The organism is Priestia abyssalis, from assembly GCF_002019595.1.
Lineage (GTDB): Bacteria > Bacillota > Bacilli > Bacillales > Bacillaceae_H > Bacillus_BA > Bacillus_BA abyssalis.
Genome location: NZ_KV917369.1, coordinates 532,201 through 552,844, shown reverse-complemented (window position 1 = coordinate 552,844; position 20,644 = coordinate 532,201). Strand labels below are relative to the sequence as shown.

The following is a 20,644-nucleotide window of genomic DNA, read 5'->3' as shown; positions in this document are numbered from 1 at the left end:
CCTCATTAGTTTTTTAGTGATAATGTTTTGTTTTCGACATTCAAGCCTAAATTGTGTTTCGTCATTTCGTTATAAGCAAACAGCGCAATCGCTGTGTCTTGAACCCCTGTTCCCGTCAAATCACAAACCGTAATTTGTTCATCATTCTCACGGCCGACTGCTTCTTTTGACGTTAGCTGACCGAGTTCAATAATGGATGAACCTTCTGTTAATACACCAAAATCAAGGGCATGATGCAGTTCTCCCAATCGTGCACATTGCGCTTTTGTATCGCATACGAGCTTATCGGCACGCGCTAATACTTCTGTCTCTAATTCTTGTTTATGCTCGGCGTCAGATCCCATTGCCGTAATGTGAAGGCCAGGATGAAGCCATTCCGCTTTAATAATCGGCTCTTTTGCCGGTGTTGTTGTAATGACAGTATCGCTGTTTCGTACAACCGCTTCAGCACTATCAACCACTTGGACTTCAAGCCCCAGTTCCGCCGACATGTCTTCTACATATTTCTTGGCACGATCGGCTGAACGAGCATATACTACTACTCTTTTAAAATCTCGCACGAGTTTCAATGCTCTTACCTGAAACCGTGCTTGGCTTCCTGCTCCAATCACACCGACCGTTTCAATGTTTTTCCGTGATAGATAGTTGGCCGCAATCGCTCCCGCCGCTGCTGTCCTTACTTCTGTTAAATAACCGTTATCCAACAGAAGAGCCTGCGGAATACCTGTTTTTGTACTGATTAACATCATTAATCCGTTGCCGCTTGGAAGGCCCAGCTTGTAATTATTAAAAAACCCGGAAGAAACTTTAATGGCAAACATGTCTTTTCCTTTGACATATGCTGTTTTTACATCCACTTCCCCGTTTTGATCGTGAACATCAACACGCATAATCGGCGGCATTTCCACTTCATTGTTTGCCAGTTTCGTAAATCCTTCTTCCACAATGGAGATGGCTTCCAGATTTAGCTGGACATGTTGTTTTAGTTCTTGTTCTGTAAAAATAAGCATGAAGTTGCTTCACCTCCTAGAATGAAAGATTACTTGATTAACGCACCATCTTTTATAAATAACTGTCTTGGAAGTGATGCAAATGTTTCACAGCCATTTTCCGTAACGTAGAATGACTCACTTGCTTCAAATCCGTATTGATCCAGCCAAATTCCAGGAATGAGGTGGAATGTCATGTTCGGCTGAAGAATCGTTTTGTCTCCTTTACGAATACTTGCTGTATGCTCGCCCCAATCTGGAGGATAATTAAGCCCCATTGCATAGCCTAGACGGGATTCTTTTACAATGCCGCTTTTTTCAATGGTCTTTCTCCATGTCTCTTCAATCTCTTCACAAGCAATACCGGGCTTAATCATATCAAGACAAGCATTTAGCCCTTCTACCACAACATCTGAAAGTGTTTGGATTTGATCTGAAGGCTTACCGATGTTAGCCGTTCTTGCAAGCGGTGAGTGATAGCGCTTATAGCAGCCAGCCAATTCCAAAATAACGGTATCTCCTTTTTTATAGCGCTCATCTGTCCATGTTAAGTGAGGAGTGGATGTTTTCTCACCTGATGGCAATAGCGGCATAATCGCTGGATAATCCCCGCCGAATTCTTCCGTTCCAGTGATTTGTGTATGGAAAATTTTCGCTGCAACATCACACTCACGAACACCTTCATCGATTAATTCAATTCCTGCCATCATCGCTTTTTCTACGATTTTAGCTGCCCGTTTCATATATTCAATCTCTGTATCTGACTTTACAATGCGCACCCAGTTTACGAGAAGGGTAGCATCTTTAAATGAGGCATTTGGCAACCCTTTCTGCAACTGCTGGTAACATTTTGCGGTGAAATAGTAGTTTTCCATTTCAACCCCAATTGAACGGTTGTCTTGGCCAATTTGCTTCAAGATGTCCGCTACAAAATCCATTGGATGTTTTGTGTCGGATTGGACATAATCATCCGGGTATGGAATGATGTTTTCGTGGTAAAGCCATGTCGTTACTTTAGCACCGTTTGCGTCCTGTCCCCGTCCGATCCAAATCGGTTGATCCTCGTCATTAATGATCACTAACATTTGATGTACATAAAAAGACCATCCATCATAACCAGATAAGTAATTCATATTGGCAGGATCTGTAATAAGTAATACGTCAATTCCTTGTGCAGCCATTCTTTCTTTCGTTTTGCGGATTCTCTCTTTATACTCTGCTGTCCCAAATGACATAGGAACAATCCCTCCTATTTCAACTCATTGTATTTTTAATTAATATTTAGAATATTTAATCTATGAGCTTATTATAGTGAAACATGAGAAAATCTATCATCTGCAAAAATGTATGAAGTTTCAAACAACTTTCTAGTCAAAATATATAAATGATGGACCATGGGTAAAAAGCGCCCATGATCCATCATTTATATATTAAGAGCTATGAACAGTCTAAAAGCGGTAATAAATGTTGAATAAGACTATATATCAACAAAAGACGGGTATGAATAATTTTCCATATCCGTCTCTTTTGTATGACTAATTTCTGCTCTTTCTATTCTTCCACCTAGAATAGGCCCAAAAAGGTTCACCTAAGCGTATGACGCCAACCCCGAAAGGGGTGGCGTCATACGCTTAGGTCCAGAAATATCGGCATGATCGCTCTTTGACCATGCCGATATTTCTGGATCGATATAAAATTACCAGCCGCGTTCCTGCATGCGCTGCGTGCTATGTAATGTAGAGATTTCAATGCCTTTCATGGCCGTTCCAAGACCTTTTGACAGATGGGCAATGAGCTCATAATCTTGGTAATGGGTTGTTGCTTCTACAATGGCTTTTGCATATTTTTCGGGATTTTCCGATTTAAAAATCCCAGAACCGACGAAGACACCATCAGCTCCAAGCTCCATCATCAAGGCGGCATCAGCAGGCGTTGCAACCCCGCCTGCCGCAAAGTTCACAACCGGAAGGCGACCGGATTCTTTTATTTGCAATAAAAGTTCGAATGGTGCCTGCAAGTTTTTCGCTTCTGTCATTAATTCATCTTCACTCATACTCGCAACTTTGCGAATTTGCGCTTGAATCAGACGCATATGACGGACTGCCTCGACAACATTCCCCGTTCCCGGCTCTCCTTTTGTCCGAAGCATCGATGCCCCTTCACCGACACGGCGAAGCGCTTCTCCAAGATTGCGGGCACCGCATACGAACGGAACTATATATTTCCGTTTATCAAGGTGATATTCTTCATCCGCAGGTGTCAGCACTTCACTTTCATCAATATAATCTACTCCCAGTGCTTCTAACACACGAGCTTCCACAATATGTCCAATACGCGCCTTTGCCATGACCGGAATGGATACTGCATTGATCACTTCCTCGACAATCGCTGGATCTGCCATACGTGCTACTCCACCCGCAGCACGAATATCTGCGGGCACACGTTCAAGGGCCATAACAGCCACCGCACCTGCTTCTTCTGCGATTTTCGCCTGTTCTGCATTGACAACGTCCATGATCACGCCGCCTTTTTGCATTTCTGCCATCCCACGTTTTACAATATCTGTCCCTACACTCTTCATAAGTTTTTCCCTCCAAATTTTTTCTATCTTTGTTTTACTATTTCTTCAGATAAACCCATTTTCCAAGTCTTAATACTTAAATCCAATAAAAACAAATCGTCCGGATCAATGAGAGAAAGCCCTGTCAGCGATTCAATCTTTCTTAGGCGATACAGCAGAGATTGTCTATGTAAATTCAATGACCTTGCTGTTTGGCTTACATTTCCATGACATTGATTATACGCACTAAATGTACCGATTAAATCCATATTACGCTGCTCATCGTATTCAACCAATGGTTCAATCGTTGACATAATAACTTCTTTCATATCTTTATTTTGCGCAAGACTTAAGAGCACCCGATCAACACGCGTATTCTCAAACAGCATGCGATGACCGCTTCCTTTTTTTCGTCTGCCGATATTTAAAGCGACTTCTGCGTTTTGATAGCTTTCACTAAATCCATCGACATCTTCACGGTAATTTCCGATTCCCCAAGATATGACGACTTCCGGGAGCAGATTGGTTAGGCGCCGTTCCACAAGATCTAAAAAATTGGCAGCGTTTTCATTGCTCTTATCTACGGAAATTTCAAGGAAGATCATCAACTTTTCTCCCTGATATGTCATCATGACTTCTCTTTTCAAAGATTGTGCCGCATAGAAAATTTCCTCTTCAATGTAGCGAATCATGTTGTCAAGCCAGTGCTCAAACGAGTCAGCATCTTGTTTCCTTTTTCGAAAAAGAGTTTTTAAGTTTTCTGGAAAGCCAACAATACAAATATACGGAAGCTTTAGATTATACCCTAACAATTTCGCTCTTGAATTTGCTTGATCCCAAGAAAGAAACTCTCCTTTTGCCAGCTCCTGTACAAAATCACTGCGCAGACGCATTTTCGTATCTTCAATCGCATTTTTACGTGAAAGCCAGAGGGCTATCGTTGTCGCTGAATGTTCCAATACATTGACTCGATATTGTGTTAAAAATGATTCTGCAGATGTATCAGGCGGCAATAGCACAAATAAATATCCTTGGGCATCCCCTAACACTTGTAGTACCGGCAGCTGGAGAATGAATCGATCTTCCAGTTCAATAATTTGAAACTTTTGAAACATCGGATCATGTGTTAGCACTGCTGCCTTTCTTGATGGGATCATGCCCTGTATCACATAGTCTTTCCATTTCTCTACCAAATTTGAATGATGACTGCTCTTTTCTTGAATCGTTCCCGTCCGATCTGTAATGACAATCGGACTTCCAACATGCCTTTCGATAAACTTGGAAATATGGCTCAGGTCGGTCTCTTGTAAAATTAACTTTAAAAGCTCCTGCTGTACTTTCTCTGATTTTTCCCGCTCTTTATAATCAATACCGTTTAATTCCCTCATGACGTCTTCAATGATATCGGCAAAGCGGACTTCCCATGGGATTTCGATGATCACCAAGCTTTTCTGCTCCGCTAATTCCATCACTTCTCTTGGAATATCATATATATAACGCCCTAAAGCAATCATAAGCGCTGACGCTTCTGATTCAGCAATATCTTGTACAAATTGTTTAAATAATTCGAGGTCATGACCGCATCCAATGGCCGTACTCAATACAACTTCATTTTTGCGAACAAAATTTTCGACCGGCATTTCCATCGCAGAAATCCATTGAACATGCCGCTCATCCAGTAACTGCTTCCCTGTTCTCACCCTTGCGTTTTTCATCACATCGAATTTTAAAACGTCCCCTATTGTTAACCTCATGTTGCCCCCCTCGACCGTTAAAAATTCAAACTATAAAAATAATACTATATATAGCAAAACACAAAAAATGGATATCGTCTACTATTTTTGCTATATTCAGATAATATTGATAGAAACAAAAAGTCTGATCGTACAATATGAGGGCAGTGACAACCTTCACTTGGAGAGGATTTCTTCTTTCCTCACGATGATAGAAAAATTATTCATTCTCTATCAAAAAGAGAAGCGCCAGAAATACCCGGTTTTGTCATCTCATAAGGATTTAAAATAAGATCCAGCTCTTCTTCTGTTAATACATCATATTGTAAGCATAACTCTCGAACAGGTTTCCCCTTTAAGATTGCTTCCCTGGCAATACGCGCTGCCACTTCATATCCGATATGGGGATTGACGGCCGTGATGATTCCGACACTCTTGTCCACGTATTCCTTCAATTGTTTTTCATTTGCCTCAATACCCGTGAGGCAATGGTCCGTAAAGGCACGGAATCCATTGTTCATGATGCTGATCGATTGAAGCAAGTTAAAGACAAGCACCGGCTCCATCACGTTTAATTCAAGCTGTCCCGCTTCGGAAGCGAGGCAAATGGTATGATCGTTGCCAATGACCTGAAAAGCTATTTGGTTAATCATCTCCGGCATGACGGGGTTTACTTTTCCCGGCATAATCGATGAGCCCGGCTGACGAGCCGGCAACGTAATTTCAGCGAGTCCAGCTCTCGGTCCCGATGCCATTAAACGGAGATCATTGGCGATTTTAGACATATTCATGGCACATACTTTCAGTGCTGCGGACACTTCTGTATATGCATCGGTATTCTGTGTCGCATCAACAAGATGCTCGGCTCCAACAAGCGGCAGGCCGCTAATATCCGCTAAATACTTGACTACATTTTCAATATAGCGGGGATCAGCATTTAATCCTGTGCCAACTGCTGTTGCTCCCATATTCACTTCGTATAAATGCTGCCGTGATTGCCGAATGCGTTTTATATCACGCTCTACTACACGGCTGTACGCTTCAAATTCTTGGCCAAGACGGATGGGCACTGCATCTTGAAGATGGGTTCGCCCCATTTTAATGACATGATCAAATTGCTGTGATTTTTTCTTCAGAACAGCCAGCATGTCTTGCATCGTATGCAATAAGCTTTCAATGGAAGTAAGAGTTGCGAGATGAATGGCCGTCGGGAACACATCGTTTGTAGATTGGGACATATTAACATGACTGTTTGGGCTTAAATGTTTATATTCCCCTTTTTCATGACCAAGTAATTCCAGGGCACGGTTAGCAATTAATTCATTTGCATTCATGTTCATGGAAGTGCCCGCACCGCCTTGAATCGGATCGACGATGAACTGCTCATGCCACCTTCCTTGGATGATTTCATCCGTTGCTGTGATAATGGCATTGCCTATTCCCTCATACAAGCGCTTTACATCCATATTTGCTAATGCTGCAGCTTTTTTTACCATAGCCAAAGCCTTAATTAACGATTCATGAATACGGTAGCCTGTAATCGGAAAGTTTTCGACTGCCCGCAACGTTTGGATGCCATAATACGCATCTTTCGGTACTTCTTTCGCCCCTAGGAAATCTTGTTCAATTCGTGCATCATTATTGTCATTAATAGCTGACATAATTCCCCCCCCCTATCTTCAATTGACTTATACGCAATGAACCTCTTTATTAATGGCCCATTCATTATGTCAATTCATAGATACTCTTGGATTAAGCGGGAGAGTACAGAAAGGTCAACATTATGTCCACTTATGATGACTGCAATAGCACCATCCTGATGAGGAATTTTCTTTCCTAAAACAGCCGCAATCCCCGTTGCTGCCGCTCCCTCCATAATCATGCGATGCTTATCCATCATAAATGCCATACTATAGCCAATCTCCTCTTCCGGTATAAGAATGGCCTTATCCATGTACTGCCGGGCCATTCGGAACGTATATTGATTGTCCAATCCGATTCCCCCGAGCAAACTATCAGCGAGCGTATCCTCTTCTTCAAGCTGCAATGGTTTTCCGGCCTTTAGACTTTCATACATCACAGCCGCACGTTCCATCGAAACACCAGTTACCCTGATATTAGAATCATTTGATTTCACTGCTAATCCGACTCCGGAAAGCAGCCCTCCTCCGGAAAGCGGTACGACGATATCAGTAAGATCGGGAACTTCCTCCAATATCTCTAACCCGATCGTTCCCTGACCCGCGATAACATGCGGATCATCAAAAGGCTGAATAACCGTCAACCCTCGCTCTTTCTCTAATTCATAACAACGTTCTCCCGCTTCATCCTGACTATCCCCATAAATTTCAAGTTGGGCTCCTAATCTTTTTAGTGAATCCACTTTCGCTTTTGGTACACGATTTGAAATACAGACTACCGCATCAATACCAAGCTTTTGCGCTACATAGGCAACAGCCATACCATGATTTCCAGTGGAGAATGTCGCAACGCCTCTTTTCTTTTCTTCTTCGCTCAAGCTTAAGATTTTATTGGCCGCCCCCCTTACTTTAAACGCTCCGATTTCATGGACATTCTCAAGCTTTAAATAAACAGGGCGCCCCACTCTTTCTGATAGAATAGAAGATTGAATCAATGGCGTTCTATTTATAATAGAAGCAATTCGTTTTCGCGCTTCCCATACATCACGGATTGTTACATCATGACCTTTCTTGGCAGATGAAATATAAGACAAATTCTCTCCCTCCCCGACGATAGACGATATAATGTATTCAATCAAAAATTTCTGTCCTCTGCTTTGGATTATATAGCATGAATTTTCTGATATCAATTGTCAAAAGTGGCTAGTAGAGGCAGAGGTTTTTCATACAGTTTTATAACGATTCATTGTAATAATTATGTGTGAATTCACGGAGAATCAAACAACCTGACCCTGTAGAATAAAGGACACAGGTTGTTTCGATGTTTTATAATGGCCCTATTTCAAAGATTTACACCAAAAGATTAAGAGGATTTATTAATCAGCACAAAAAGCAAGCACACGCAGATTACCGTGCTTGCTTTTCTTATTCTAAAATTATATCTTTTCTCCTCCCCATATTGGCAAAACTGTAGAATATTTAATTTCTCTTAATGCTAAACTAGTTTGAATCCTTGTGATTCCAAGCCTGTTTAATTTTCTAATGAAGTTCTCCAGTCCCTTCCGATCTTTGTTCGCTACTTTTAAAAAATAATCATGCTCTCCTGTTAGACAGTGACACTCCAATACTTCTGGCATAGATTCTAATGCCTTCTCCAAAACTTCGAGTTTCTCAGCTTGATGGATATTCGTGCTTATAAAAATAAAGCATAATAAATCAAATCCAAGCTTCTCTTGATTTAAGATGGCGACTTGCCGATCGATAAACCCTTCACTTTCCAAACGTTTTACCCTTGCATGTGTAGCAGGCGGAGACAAATTTACGCGCCGTGCGAGCTCCGCATTGCTTAACTGTACTTCTTTTTGCATTATATCTAATATTTGAATATCAACATCATCTAACACTTTGCTTGCGGCAGATTCCACGCAGATTCACTCCCCTTACAATTCTTCCAAAAACAGCACCTTTTCAACATGAAAATTGAATTTAATTCTCCAAATCTCAATAATCACTTTATATTATTCTGAATTTATTTTATTATACAAAATAATTAACTGTATAAGAAATAAAAATGTTAAAATTATTTACAAGTCAATAATATAGAATATTCTAAATGCTATTGTGCACAATGGCTTCAATCTTTTTCACTGCAACAGTGAAATATGAAAAGGAGCTACGTAATATGCCGATTTTTTATTTGTTATTAATGCTTTTAACAAGTTTATTATGGGGAGGAAATTTCGTCGTTGGAAAATCGCTTGTTGGCCACGCTTCTCCGATGACCTTGACGAGCTTACGATGGATGATTGCTGTTGCTTGTCTTTTACCAATTGTCTGGTGGAAAGAAAAAAAGATATTACCGCCTCGAGGTGCAATTCTTCCTTTATTTTTAATGGGAATAACAGGTGTTGTTCTATTCAATCTCTTTCAGTTTTGGGCATTAGAGCAAACATCCGCGACCAATGCTGGATTAATTTCAACATTAAATACGATTTCAATTGCTGTTTTTTCATCTTTATTCTTAAAAGAAAGAATGAATATACTACAAATGTTTTCGATGTTTCTTTCGCTTTTTGGCGTAATTCTTGTTCTTTCAAAAGGAAAGATCCACCTATTGCTTTCATTGCATTTTAATACAGGTGATCTGTGGATGATGACTGCTGTATGTATATGGGGGATATATTCCGTTTGCAGCAGATGGGCTACAACAAAGACATCACCCATGATGTCCACCTTATACTCTGGTATATTTGGACTTATCGTTCTTCTTCCATTTAACCTCTCTGATTTTACGGTTTCCAATATAGATGCTTCTTTCATACAATCCATTTTATATACGGGCGTTATTTCAACTGTAGCATGTATGGTGTTTTGGAATATTGGCGTACAAAAATTAGGTGCCACTACATCAGGTATTTTCTTAAATTTCAATCCGATTTTCACTGCCATTTTAGCGTTTTTATTACTAGGTGAGCAAATAACGTGGATACAAGGAATCGGGAGCGGTATCGTGATTATAGGATGTTATTTATTTGCACGCTTTAAAACAAACGCGATTTCAAAGCGGAAAGGTATCCATTTACAGCCTTCAAATGCAACTTTTATTCGTAATCACTAAAAATAGCACTTCTCCTGAGACGAGAAGTGCTATTTTTAATTTTTCGTTCAATTCTATGGATATAATGAAATAAAAAGAGAATCAGTGGACATAACCGTTTTTTATGGCTAATAATTTATGTAGATTTTAATCTCGCTGCATCAACTCCCGCTTCGTTTCCCCCCCGACTCCCCAATGTGTATCAGCAATTTCAGTCACTAATACCCTTACTTGTTCTGGTTTCACCTCAAAATTTTTAACCACTGCATCCGTCACATCCGCAATTAAACTTCTAATCTGTTCTTGGCCTCTGCCTTCCAACACTTGAATTTGAATAATCGGCATAAACAAACTCTCCAGTTCATTATTTTTATAAACAAACTCCTTATGCGCAACAAAATGGACATGAATGCTTTTTTAATCATGTCCATTTTATTATGTGGATTTAGATATTATTTGCAAGAAAACGATACGCTGCCCAAGCCGTCGAATTGAGCAACAATCGAATCGCCTGCTTCAAAGGCCACTGCCTCGGATAAGGCGCCGCTTAACACGATATCTCCTTTTTTCAAGCCTTCGTTTCGTTGACCAAGTTTATTGACCGCCCAAGCAACGGCAGCTGCAGGATGACCTAAAACAGCAGCGCCCGCTCCTACCGTCGCAACCTCTCCATTTTTGGACATAACCATTCCCACATTGGCTAAATCGAGCTCCTCCGGCTTCACCCACTTGCTTCCGACAACAAAACGTGCAGAAGAGCAATTATCCGCCACGACATCCGGAAGCGTAAATTTGAAATTCAAATAACGGCTGTCAATGATTTCAAGAGCCGGCGCGACATACTTAACCGCTTTTAATACATCTTCTGCCGTCACATCCGTTCCTTGAAGATCTTCTGCCATTAAGAATGCGATTTCCGGCTCTGCTTTCGGATGAATCAGCTGCTTACTTTCCATTGGCTCCCACTCAAATGCAAGCATATCATTTAATAAATAGCCATAGATCGCTTCATGTACGCCCATCATATCCTGCTTTGCTTTGCTCGTTAAACCGAGTTTCACTCCTGCCCGTTTCGCACCCTCTTTTATCTTGCGGTCAATAAGCTGCTGCTGCAGCTCATAAGCGTCTTCCATCGTCAAATCAGGGTAACGATCTGTCACTTTCGTTACTTCCCGGACCTCTTTCTCAGCAGAAAGGAGATAGTCCACAATTTCCATATCCGCACCTTTGGTCAATCTCATGTTCACACCCCCGACTTTACTTTAGCCAGCTCTGCTGCCACGTCTAAAATCATGTCTTCCTGTCCGCCCACGACTTTTCGTTTACCAAGTTCCATTAAAATATCGCGCGGATCCAGGTTGAATCGCTTCCCGGCCCGCTCTGCATGAAGCAAAAAGCTCGAATAGACACCGGCATACCCCATAACAAGGCTTCCTTTGCGGATTTCTTGAGAACCCGGTAAAATCGGTCCAACTACATCTTCAGCCAAATCCATCATCTTATATAAATCAATACCTATGTCTACTCCTATCCGATCAAGCACTGCAAGCAAAGCTTCCGTTTGGGTATTACCCGCACCCGCTCCAAGGCAGCGCACACTGCCGTCAATTCTTGTCGCTCCCTCTTCAATCGCAGCAAGAGTGTTGGCAACCGCTAACGATGAATTGTTATGCGCATGAAAGCCCACTTCAATATCAAGAGACCCGCGCAGTGCTCTGACACGTTTGCGAACTTCATGAGGCAAAAGCGCTCCCGCAGAATCAGTTATATAAACGCCTTGTGCCCCGTAGCTTTCCATTAGCTTTGCTTGTTCCACCAGCTTTTCTACTGGCGCAGAGTGTGCCATCATCAAAAAGCCGAATGTCTCCATTCCAAGCTCACGGGCCAGCTGAATATGCTGAGCCGATACATCCGCTTCCGTTACATGTGTCGCGACACGAACCAAACCCGCTCCAAGCTCGCGTGCCTGCTTTAGTTCATGGACCGTCCCGATGCCGGGAATTAAAAGAACGGCTACTGTTGATTGCTTACATTCCTCGACCGCTGCTTCAATAAGCTTCATTTCATCAACAAGGGATTTTCCGTACTGCAACGTAGAACCGCCTAATCCATCCCCATGACTTACTTCAATATAATGCATGCCTGCCTCGTCCAACGCTTTGGAGACATTTCGGACTTGTTCTTCTGTAAATTGGTGTCTGACTACGTGACTTCCATCCCTTAAACTAACTTCGGTGATTTTAATTGGCTTATCACTATTTCGTTTCATTCGTCACAGCCCTCTCTTTCTCTCCTTGTACAGCTGCATTCAGCATATGGCGAGCATAGTCTTCAGCGACTTTTGCCGCGGCAGCCGTCATGATATCCAAGTTCCCGGCGTAAGGAGGGAAATAGTCGCCTGCTCCCGTGACTTCCAAGAACACCGTTACTCGATTGCCGTCAAACAAAGGTTCTTGCTTTAAGCAGTAGCCCGGAACATATTCCTGAACTTTTTGGACCATATCGTAAATAGACTGGCGAATGGCTTCTTCATCCATTTGTTTTACTTCACAATACACCGTATCGCGCATCAAAATAGGGGGCTCGGCAGGGTTTAAAATAATGAGGGCCTTGCCGCGGTCAGCTCCGCCCACTTCCTCAATCCCTCTTCGTGTCGTAATTGTAAATTCATCAATATTCGCTCTTGTACCAGGACCGGCGCTTAGGCTGGCAATGGTCGCCACAATCTCCCCGTATGTAACATCTGCCACCTTATTGATTGCATGGACAATCGGAATGGTCGCCTGACCTCCGCATGTAATCATATTGACGTTTTCAGCATCAAGATTTTCTCCAAGGTTTACAGCCGGGCAAACAAACGGCCCTCTCGCTGCAGGAGTTAAATCAATTGCTATTTTACCCAAATCTCTTAAAATCTTCGCATGCCTTACATGCGCTTTTGCTGACGTCGCATCGAATACAATGTCTGCCAAATCCGGATTGTCAATAAGCGATTGTATTCCGTTGCTGAATGTTTGATAACCGGCCTTTTCGGCTCTTTTTAACCCATCCGATTCCGGGTCGATTCCAATCACTGCCGTTAACTCGATGACGTCACTGCGTTCGAGTTTGTACATTAAATCTGTTCCGATATTTCCTGAGCCCACAATTGCTGCTTTTATTTTCTTCATGCCTCTCCCACCTTCTTTCACTATTAGAGGTTGTTCAAAAAGTCCGGGAAAAATGACCGTCGAATTTCGGCGTCAGCTTTCTTTTCCGCTACTCACGTATTAACAACATACGCTCCGTTCCTTGGAAAAGAAAATCGCTTTTCCGGCGTGCGATGCAGAATCGTGAGAAGCTTTCCTTTATGCTCAAAGCTACGCTTCCTTGAACTTCTCGGTCCTTTTTGCCCTCCTTTTTGAACACACACTATCATCATTCAAATCGAACAGATACCGATCCAATTGAACCGAATTCAGCCGTCACCGTATCGCCGCAGGACACTTGGACCGCCGCTGATAAAGCTCCAGGTAAAATCAATTCTCCCGCTTTGAGCGAAATGTTGAATTCGGAAAGTTTATTCGCAAGCCATGCCACAGCATGAGCCGGATGGCCTAAAGCGGCTGCACCAGCACCTGTTGCAATCAACTCCTCATTTTTATAAAGAACCATACTGGCGCTGCGTAAATCAATTTGATCAATGGTTGACAACTTCTCGCCCACCACCACTTTGGCAGATGAGCCGTTGTCGGCAATCGTATCAACGAGTTTGATTTTCCAATCGGCAATACGGCTGTCAATGATTTCAATCGTCGGAACAACATATTTTGTTGCCATGAGTACATCTAAGTATGTCAAGTTAGGGCCTGTTAAATCTTCACCTAGAATGAACCCAATCTCCGCTTCGATTTTTGGTGCAAGCATGGAGTCAATTTTTACGGTCTCCCCGTTTTCCACCTTCATATCATCGAATAGGTGTCCGTAATCAGGCTCGTCGACTCCCAGCATATTCTGCATAGCCTTGCTTGTCAGTCCCACCTTTTTCCCGATGATCGTTCTTCCTTCTGCCAGCTTCTTTTTTACGACCGCCAGCTGGACGTGATAAGAATCGACAACAGATAATGTATCATAACGTTCTGTAATGGGAGCGATCGGCTGATTTGTCCGCTCCGCCTCCAAAAGCTCTTCCGCCAACTTTTCAATTAATATTTGCATCGTTTGACACCCCTTTTTTTGAGAATACAAGGATTGGCATATTAACCTAGCAAAGACTTAGAAACGTCGGCATGGCCGCTCTTTGGCTATGTCGACGCTTCGAGCTTCTAATTACAACTTCATTGTGACTGTTTTGGCTTCCGTATAAAATTCAAAGCTATGGCGGCCTCCCTCACGGCCGATTCCGCTTGCTTTTGCTCCGCCAAACGGCGTTCTTAAATCGCGGATGTACCAGCAATTAAGCCACAGCAACCCGGCATTCACTTCAGAAGCGACCCGTTGAGCACGTCTTAAGTCATTCGTCCAAACGACACCTGCCAAACCGTAAATTGAATCGTTTGCGATGCGAATGGCATCTTCCTCTGTTTTGAATGGAATGACAACAAGAACAGGTCCGAAAATTTCTTCCTGGGCCACACGCATTTTGTTGTTTACATCATAAAGAACGGTCGGCTCATAGAAATTCCCTTTTTCAAGACCTGCTACCCGCTTTCCTCCATGAGCCAATTTTGCTCCTTCCGCAAGACCGATTTGCACGTATTGATCGACTGTTTCTAAATGTCCCTTCGATACAAGAGCCCCCATATCCGTATTTTCATCCGTTGGATCGCCAACTTTAATGTTTTTGACAGCAGCTGTGAATTTTTCAAGGAATTGATCGTAAATGCTTTCCTGGACAAGTAAACGTGAGCCGGCCAAGCAAATTTCCCCTTGGTTACGGTAAATTGCCTCAATGGACCCTTTGACCGCTTCATCTAAATCCGCATCTTCAAAAACGATATTGGCAGACTTCCCTCCCAATTCCAAGGAAACAGGAATTAAGTTCTCTGCAGCGTTTCTCATGACTGTTTTACCGGTATTGCTTTCCCCGACAAATGAAATGCGGCGAACATGCGGGTGTGTTGTCATCGCCGTGCCGACCGTGCTTCCCGGACCTGTAATGATGTTTAATACACCTGGCGGCAATCCCGCTTCATTCGCGATTTCCCCGAGCATGACCGCACTTAACGGTGTATAGGATGCCGGCTTTACAACGACTGTGTTGCCAGAAGCCATGGCAGCCGACGCTTTCCACGTCATTTGCATGAACGGCAAGTTCCAAGGAATAATTAAGCTTGTGACACCAGCCGGTGCGTATTTGGCGTAGGACATGACATTGTGCTTATCATAATGTTCATGCACCATATATTTAGCCATTTCCGCAAAAAAGCGGAAATTTTGGGCAGCACGAGGGATATCAAAGCCACGGCTTTCTTTAATCGGCTTTCCGACATCAAGTGTTTCCACATAAGCTAATTCGTCGACTCTTTCCATAATTAAGTCAGACATTTTACAAAGAATATTTGATCTTTCCTCGACCGGCATTTTGCTCCATACACCGCTTTCGAATGTACGCTGCGCTGCATCGATTGCGCGTTTTGCATCCGCTTCACTTCCATCGGCAACCGAAGCAAGCTTGACATTTGCAGCTGGATTAATGGTATCGAACGTTTTGCCTGACAGGGCATCTACATATTCTCCATCAATAAAAAGCTTGGCATCTTTTACTTTTGCTTTTTCGACTAGTGCTTCTTTACTCACATTGCACCCTCCTCATCCTCAATTTCTAAAATCATTTCAATTTCAACAGCTGTATTGTTTGGCAATTGAGCCATCCCTACCGCAGACCGGCCATGCTTTCCTTTTTCTCCAAATACGTTTACGAGCAAATCAGATGCACCGTCCAGCACTTTAGGCTGGGCTGTAAAATCTTCCGTACTGTTTACAAACCCTAAAATTTTGACGATTCGTTTCACTTTGCTTAATCCGCCCAATTCATGGCTGACAGCACTTAATAAATTCAACATGGATTGTTGGGCAGCTTGATAGCCTTCTTCAACCGTCAAATCTCTTCCCAATTTCCCATGATATTGATCGACACCCTGTCCGGCCGTAAATAATAAATTCCCTGCCCGCACGCAGCTAACATAATTCCCTACAGCAGGACGCACAGGGGACAATAATAAGCCCAGTTCTTTCAATTTACTCTCCGGCGTTTGCACTGTTGGCATAGATAGCACCCCTTCTCTTCTTTTCAATATTCAAGAACTTGGCAGCATTGCCGCCGAGCATGTCCGATCTTTGCTGTTCGGTTAACTCGATTGTTTCATCAATCACTTTTCCAGGGTCGATTTCACGGAGCAAAAACGGATAATCAGAACCCATGAAAATTTTCTCGTGCCCGAAACGTTCAATCATGTACTTTATGTTTAATGGGTCGTAGTTTAATGAGTCAAAATAGAACTGCTTCGCATAGTAGCTTGGAGGATGTGTCGTCAACCGTAAATGCGGCCACACCTCCCATCCTTTATCTAGTCTCGGAAGAATGTACGGAAATGAGCCCCCTCCATGAGCAAAGCAAACTTTTAATCTAGGAAATTTCTCCATGATACCGCTCCATACTAATGTCGCTGCAGCAAGTGCCGTTTCACTTGGCATTCCCACCGTATACATGAAGTTATGATTCGGCATTCGATCACGGCCTAACGTTTCCCACGGGTGAATGAAAAGAGGTACTTCCCACTTCTCCGCCATTTTGAAAAATTCAATGAATGAAGGATCATCTAAATTTTTGCCGTTCACGTTCGTACCGATTTCAATTCCATGCAGCTGCAATTCATTCATACAGCGTTCCATTTCTTTTACAGCGGTTGGGCTGTCCTGCATCGGCACAGTACCTAATCCCACGAAGCGATCTGGATATTTGGCAACCGTCTCTGCGATAAAATCGTTTTGAATTCGGGCCATTTCCGCTGCATGCTGCGGTTCTGCCCAATACGAAAAGGTAACAGGAATCGGCGATAGAACTTGGATGTCTACTCCTTCACGATCCATGTCGGCTATGCGTTTTTCAGGGCACCACACTTGATCGGTTACATCACGGAAGTTCTTTCCGCCCACCATGATGGATGCACCGCACGTACACGTCCGTTCCAGTACCGGCCAGCGTTCTCCCCCATATTTCTCGGCAAAATCCGGAAAACTTTCCGGAATGATATGTGTATGAAAATCTATTCGCATGTCCCTTCCTCCAATTCTTTAGACATTGCATACTAAACGTGTTGTATGCCCTGATTTTTTATCCAGCTCTTTTCTAAAAGCTGGCTGTTTGTTGCTTTTAGCTGTAGGCAAGCAAAAGCTCGCTTGGTTATCTTGCCGATGAATGTTCAAGCGGCCATCCCAATAAGGAGATGGATTCTTGCCTTTCTCCCCGTGCCATTAGTTCACGAATTCTCGTAGAAGAAATTAACATTCCGCTTGAACAACACACCGGATCAATGACAGAGACTTGAAAATGCCGAGTAAGAAGGTGAATATCTCCTTCGCGTTTTTTTCCGAAGCGGAAATCCCTTCCGACTGTCACTTCCATCGGGTTTAACTGTTTTAACTCTTCCACAAAATGAATAGGATGCCGTTTTGTATATGATTCATCAAAAGACGCCACAACAGCATGATCAACTCCCAGCTCAGCCAGGCGGTACAGCTTTTCAGGAAGCGGCGTCAAAACCTGCACTCCTTGAAAATATGACCGCGGCGGCGGATCAAACGTATAAACGACACTTGGCACGTTAAGAGCTTTGCTTTTTTCAATCGTTTTACGGATGACCGTTTGATGCCCGAGATGAACTCCATCAAAAGCTCCTATCGCTATGACTGATCCCTGCAACAACGGCACTTTCGCCATATGTGTTTCCATTTGTATCCTCTCCTTCAAGATGCGAACCAGCCTCTGACTGAGACTGGGAATTAAGAAAAGTGCAAGCGCCTTATCAAGGAAGGCCGACTAAGATCGCCACGTTAATCACCAACGTCGGCATGACCCACATCCTGTGGGCCTCGGGAAATAGGGATTGATCCAGAAGGCGCTTTTTGCCTTATGAGAGCAATCATCTTTTCCACAACGAGCTAGGCGCTGAAGCTAGACAGTAAGAAAAGCGCAAGCGCCTTGGTTACGCAAACCTCTTTAGTAATCTGTCACTTCAATAATTGTAAGCGTTATCATTAAACGTCAATATAACCCAACTCTTTTGAAATTAAGTCCGCTGTATAAATGACGCCCTGAATAATCGCATTCCTCTCGCTTCCTTGCATGTAAGCGACTGGCCCTACCATATTAAGAGCTGCGACCGTTCTGCCAGTATAAGAACGAATAGGCGCTGCAATTCCATATAATCCAAGCTCATTCTCGTCATTGCTTGTAGAATAGCCTCTTTTCCTAATTTCCTTAAGCTCCATTTGCAACTTTTGAACATCCGTAATCGTGTTTTTCGACCGTCTCAATAACCCCTTTGCAATCGTGGGCTGTATTAAGGAAGGATTGTACGAAAGTAAAACTTTTCCCGTACTTGTGCAATAAGCGGGTTTTCTCGCCCCCACGTACGTAGAGACGGCAAGAGAGCCTTTAGATGTAACCTTTAATACGAAGACGACATCTCCTTGATCGAACATTCCAATATGGACTGTTCCGCTAAATTTCCTGACGAGCTCTTCCACTAACGGAATAGCCCCGCTGTAAATATCTTGCTGGAACATAACATGATTGCTCCATTCAAGCAACTTCCAACCTAGTCTGTACTTTTTTTTGTAGTCCTGTATGAGAATTCCCTCTTCACACAACGTACGGACTAGATGATGAACAGTACTCGGATTCATTTCCAGTTTTTCAGCAATCTCGGAATTTCCCAATACAGGTTCATCATTCGTAAAACAGTTTAGAATATTGCAAATTTTCTTGACGGATGCAATCACCTTTCCCCTCTCCTTTTCCCGTACGCCCTTATTCTATAATTGAACGAGTCGTCATTATCGATTAAGCAATGCCTCTGAATGACGTGCCCCGTTTAATGCTTCATCGACCATGGAGAACGAATGGTTCCGTTTATATTGATTATAAAAAATAGCCCGTTTACGAATCGGATCTCCCGTGTAATAGCGCTCATACTGCAGTAAGCGTTGGCCGAACGCCTCTCCGCATAAATCCCAAGCCAATTTGAACAAGCGAACACGTTCTTCTCCTGAAACCCCTGCACGCCCTGCATAATATTTATCAAAATCTCCGCGTAGTTCAGGATTTTCAAAATCTGCTCCTGTTGGAGACATCAGCAAGCCGCCTGCACCAATCGTCTGAAGTACCTCAATCGCACGCGGATACATTTTCGGCAGCAGGCCTCGAATCGTTTCAAGCGGAACTGGCGCCGGCATTACCTCACCGCTGTCCGTCACTTCGTACTCATATTCGGCAACACGGAGCAATGCACGAATTGTCTCAACGGATTGAACGAGCTCTCCAAGTTCGTGTTGAACATTTAAATAGGTATCTACCCCAATGGAATCCGCTATTTTACACGCAACTTCTGTTGCGAAAGCAAGCTTGACCCATCCCCTTACTCCTGATTGGTGAGCTGGCTGCTGGGCAATTCCCGTCTTAGGATAAAGAAGGTTTGCCGCCTCGACATTGTTATAAAGGAAAACGCGGTCCCAAGGTACAACGACATCATGAAACACCAATACGGCATCCATTTCTTCAAATCGTGATGCAAGGGGATGATCAAATAAGGAGCGTTTTCCATCTTGCATCGGTTCACGGCATAGAATTCGAAGGCCCGGTGTGTCAATTGGCAAAGCAAATGCTAAGGCATAACGCTCATCTCCAGGCTGGAAACCAGGGAATGAATAAACGATGACTTCATCCGTAATCGGGGCAAGTGTGGCAAGCATTTTTGCACCTCTTACAACAAGTCCTTCCGCTGTTTCTTCCACTGTACCTAAGTGTGTAAACATATCGTTTTGTTCATGGGATGCTTTACTCCGATCATTTTGCGGATTGATAATGGCATGCGTTAAAAACAAGTCGTTATCACGAATATAGCGATAATAATTGCGGATATTTTTCGACCATTCCGGGTTGTATTTATCCAAAAACCAAGAGTTGCTGGCCATGGATGTAACGACAACGTTCAGGAAATCCGGCGTTCTTCCCATGAGACCGAATGTTGCTTTAGCAAATACTTCAAATACCTCGCTACGTGCTTTTAAATCTTCTGCGGATCTTGGTACTAAAAAAGCGTTATTGATTCGTTCGCCCGTTTCCTCGCAAATATGTGTAATTCTATTTTGATATTCCGGATCATGCTGCATATCATACAGCTTCGCAATCTCTTGAATAGGTTGTTTGAATACAGGTTCATTCACTAAATCCACTACTTTTTTTCCTTTCAGCCACACTTCCGGCTGTCTAGATTTTAACGCTTCAATATAGTCGGCACCTGTTCGAATTCCCATGTCGCTCCCCCTAGTAAACAGAATATTTTAAAAACTCTATATGCTATATAATCAATTAAGAGGGACTTTTTTTCAACGAGGTTATTTCATAATGTGAAATGACCAAT

General features: G+C 43.0%; 19 protein-coding genes. 1 reads left to right on the top strand and 18 read right to left on the bottom strand.

The features are described from left to right. Window positions 1–5: 5 nt before the first annotated feature. The 7 genes from BK575_RS02715 to BK575_RS02685 form a co-directional block, all read right to left on the bottom strand. The gene (locus tag BK575_RS02715) at window positions 6–1,010 is read right to left on the bottom strand and encodes a cyclodeaminase (RefSeq protein WP_078408794.1); all 1,005 of its coding nucleotides are present in this window, start codon (window positions 1,008–1,010) and stop codon (window positions 6–8) included. A gap of 29 nt (window positions 1,011–1,039) precedes the next feature. After that, window positions 1,040–2,224 (bottom strand): M24 family metallopeptidase, encoded by a 1,185-nt coding sequence (locus tag BK575_RS02710; RefSeq protein WP_078408793.1) that lies wholly within the window; start codon window positions 2,222–2,224, stop codon window positions 1,040–1,042. 461 nt (window positions 2,225–2,685) lie between these two features. Further along, a complete protein-coding gene (pdxS, locus tag BK575_RS02705) occupies window positions 2,686–3,570 on the bottom strand; it encodes a pyridoxal 5'-phosphate synthase lyase subunit PdxS (RefSeq protein ID WP_078408792.1) in 885 nt (294 codons plus the stop codon). 23 nt (window positions 3,571–3,593) lie between these two features. Then, entirely contained in the window at window positions 3,594–5,303 is a 1,710-nt protein-coding gene (locus BK575_RS02700; protein ID WP_078408791.1) for a PucR family transcriptional regulator, read from the bottom strand. A 203-nt stretch (window positions 5,304–5,506) separates the two neighbouring features. Further along, a complete protein-coding gene (aspA, locus tag BK575_RS02695; RefSeq protein ID WP_078408790.1) occupies window positions 5,507–6,943 on the bottom strand; it encodes an aspartate ammonia-lyase in 1,437 nt (478 codons plus the stop codon). A gap of 74 nt (window positions 6,944–7,017) precedes the next feature. Beyond that, window positions 7,018–8,016 carry a hydroxyectoine utilization dehydratase EutB gene (eutB, locus tag BK575_RS02690; RefSeq protein WP_078408789.1) on the bottom strand — a complete coding sequence of 333 codons (999 nt, stop codon included), beginning with the start codon at window positions 8,014–8,016 and terminating at the stop codon, window positions 7,018–7,020. 342 nt (window positions 8,017–8,358) lie between these two features. Beyond that, window positions 8,359–8,847 (bottom strand): Lrp/AsnC family transcriptional regulator, encoded by a 489-nt coding sequence (locus BK575_RS02685; RefSeq protein ID WP_078408788.1) that lies wholly within the window; start codon window positions 8,845–8,847, stop codon window positions 8,359–8,361. A 257-nt stretch (window positions 8,848–9,104) separates the two neighbouring features. Here BK575_RS02685 and BK575_RS02680 point away from each other — a divergent pair, with 257 nt between their 5' ends. Further along, window positions 9,105–10,040: a DMT family transporter gene (locus tag BK575_RS02680; RefSeq protein ID WP_078408787.1), complete on the top strand. Its 936-nt coding sequence runs from the start codon at window positions 9,105–9,107 to the stop codon at window positions 10,038–10,040. Window positions 10,041–10,166: 126 nt separating this feature from the next. On the opposite strand, the gene BK575_RS02675 is transcribed toward BK575_RS02680, so the two are convergent. The 11 genes from BK575_RS02675 to BK575_RS02625 all read right to left on the bottom strand — a co-directional run bounded on the left by BK575_RS02675 (window position 10,167) and on the right by BK575_RS02625 (window position 20,537). Continuing rightward, window positions 10,167–10,430, bottom strand: a complete 264-nt coding sequence (locus BK575_RS02675; RefSeq protein WP_078408786.1) for a 4-oxalocrotonate tautomerase — start codon at window positions 10,428–10,430, stop codon at window positions 10,167–10,169. A gap of 41 nt (window positions 10,431–10,471) precedes the next feature. Further along, window positions 10,472–11,260, bottom strand: coding sequence for a 2-keto-4-pentenoate hydratase (locus tag BK575_RS02670; RefSeq protein ID WP_078408785.1), 789 nt, complete (start codon window positions 11,258–11,260; stop codon window positions 10,472–10,474). A 2-nt stretch (window positions 11,261–11,262) separates the two neighbouring features. Beyond that, the gene (gene dmpG / locus BK575_RS02665; RefSeq protein ID WP_078408784.1) at window positions 11,263–12,288 is read right to left on the bottom strand and encodes a 4-hydroxy-2-oxovalerate aldolase; all 1,026 of its coding nucleotides are present in this window, start codon (window positions 12,286–12,288) and stop codon (window positions 11,263–11,265) included. After that, a complete protein-coding gene (locus BK575_RS02660; RefSeq protein ID WP_078408783.1) occupies window positions 12,275–13,189 on the bottom strand; it encodes an acetaldehyde dehydrogenase (acetylating) in 915 nt (304 codons plus the stop codon). Before BK575_RS02660 ends, dmpG begins: the two co-directional genes overlap by 14 nt. A gap of 247 nt (window positions 13,190–13,436) precedes the next feature. Next, window positions 13,437–14,216: a 2-keto-4-pentenoate hydratase gene (locus BK575_RS02655; RefSeq protein ID WP_078408782.1), complete on the bottom strand. Its 780-nt coding sequence runs from the start codon at window positions 14,214–14,216 to the stop codon at window positions 13,437–13,439. A gap of 111 nt (window positions 14,217–14,327) precedes the next feature. Beyond that, on the bottom strand, window positions 14,328–15,797 hold the full coding sequence (locus tag BK575_RS02650) for an aldehyde dehydrogenase (RefSeq protein WP_078408781.1): 1,470 nt from the start codon (window positions 15,795–15,797) through the stop codon (window positions 14,328–14,330). Then, the gene (locus BK575_RS02645; protein ID WP_078408780.1) at window positions 15,794–16,267 is read right to left on the bottom strand and encodes a RidA family protein; all 474 of its coding nucleotides are present in this window, start codon (window positions 16,265–16,267) and stop codon (window positions 15,794–15,796) included. The genes BK575_RS02650 and BK575_RS02645 overlap by 4 nt, the downstream gene beginning before the upstream one ends. Next, complete coding sequence (locus BK575_RS02640; RefSeq protein WP_078408779.1) at window positions 16,239–17,276, bottom strand: amidohydrolase family protein; 1,038 nt, start codon at window positions 17,274–17,276, stop codon at window positions 16,239–16,241. The genes BK575_RS02645 and BK575_RS02640 overlap by 29 nt, the downstream gene beginning before the upstream one ends. A gap of 127 nt (window positions 17,277–17,403) precedes the next feature. Further along, complete coding sequence (locus BK575_RS02635) at window positions 17,404–17,952, bottom strand: FAD synthetase family protein (protein WP_078408778.1); 549 nt, start codon at window positions 17,950–17,952, stop codon at window positions 17,404–17,406. A gap of 305 nt (window positions 17,953–18,257) precedes the next feature. Next, window positions 18,258–19,004: an IclR family transcriptional regulator gene (locus BK575_RS02630; protein ID WP_078408777.1), complete on the bottom strand. Its 747-nt coding sequence runs from the start codon at window positions 19,002–19,004 to the stop codon at window positions 18,258–18,260. A 54-nt stretch (window positions 19,005–19,058) separates the two neighbouring features. Next, window positions 19,059–20,537 carry a 4-hydroxyphenylacetate 3-hydroxylase family protein gene (locus BK575_RS02625; protein ID WP_078408776.1) on the bottom strand — a complete coding sequence of 493 codons (1,479 nt, stop codon included), beginning with the start codon at window positions 20,535–20,537 and terminating at the stop codon, window positions 19,059–19,061. Window positions 20,538–20,644: the final 107 nt, after the last annotated feature.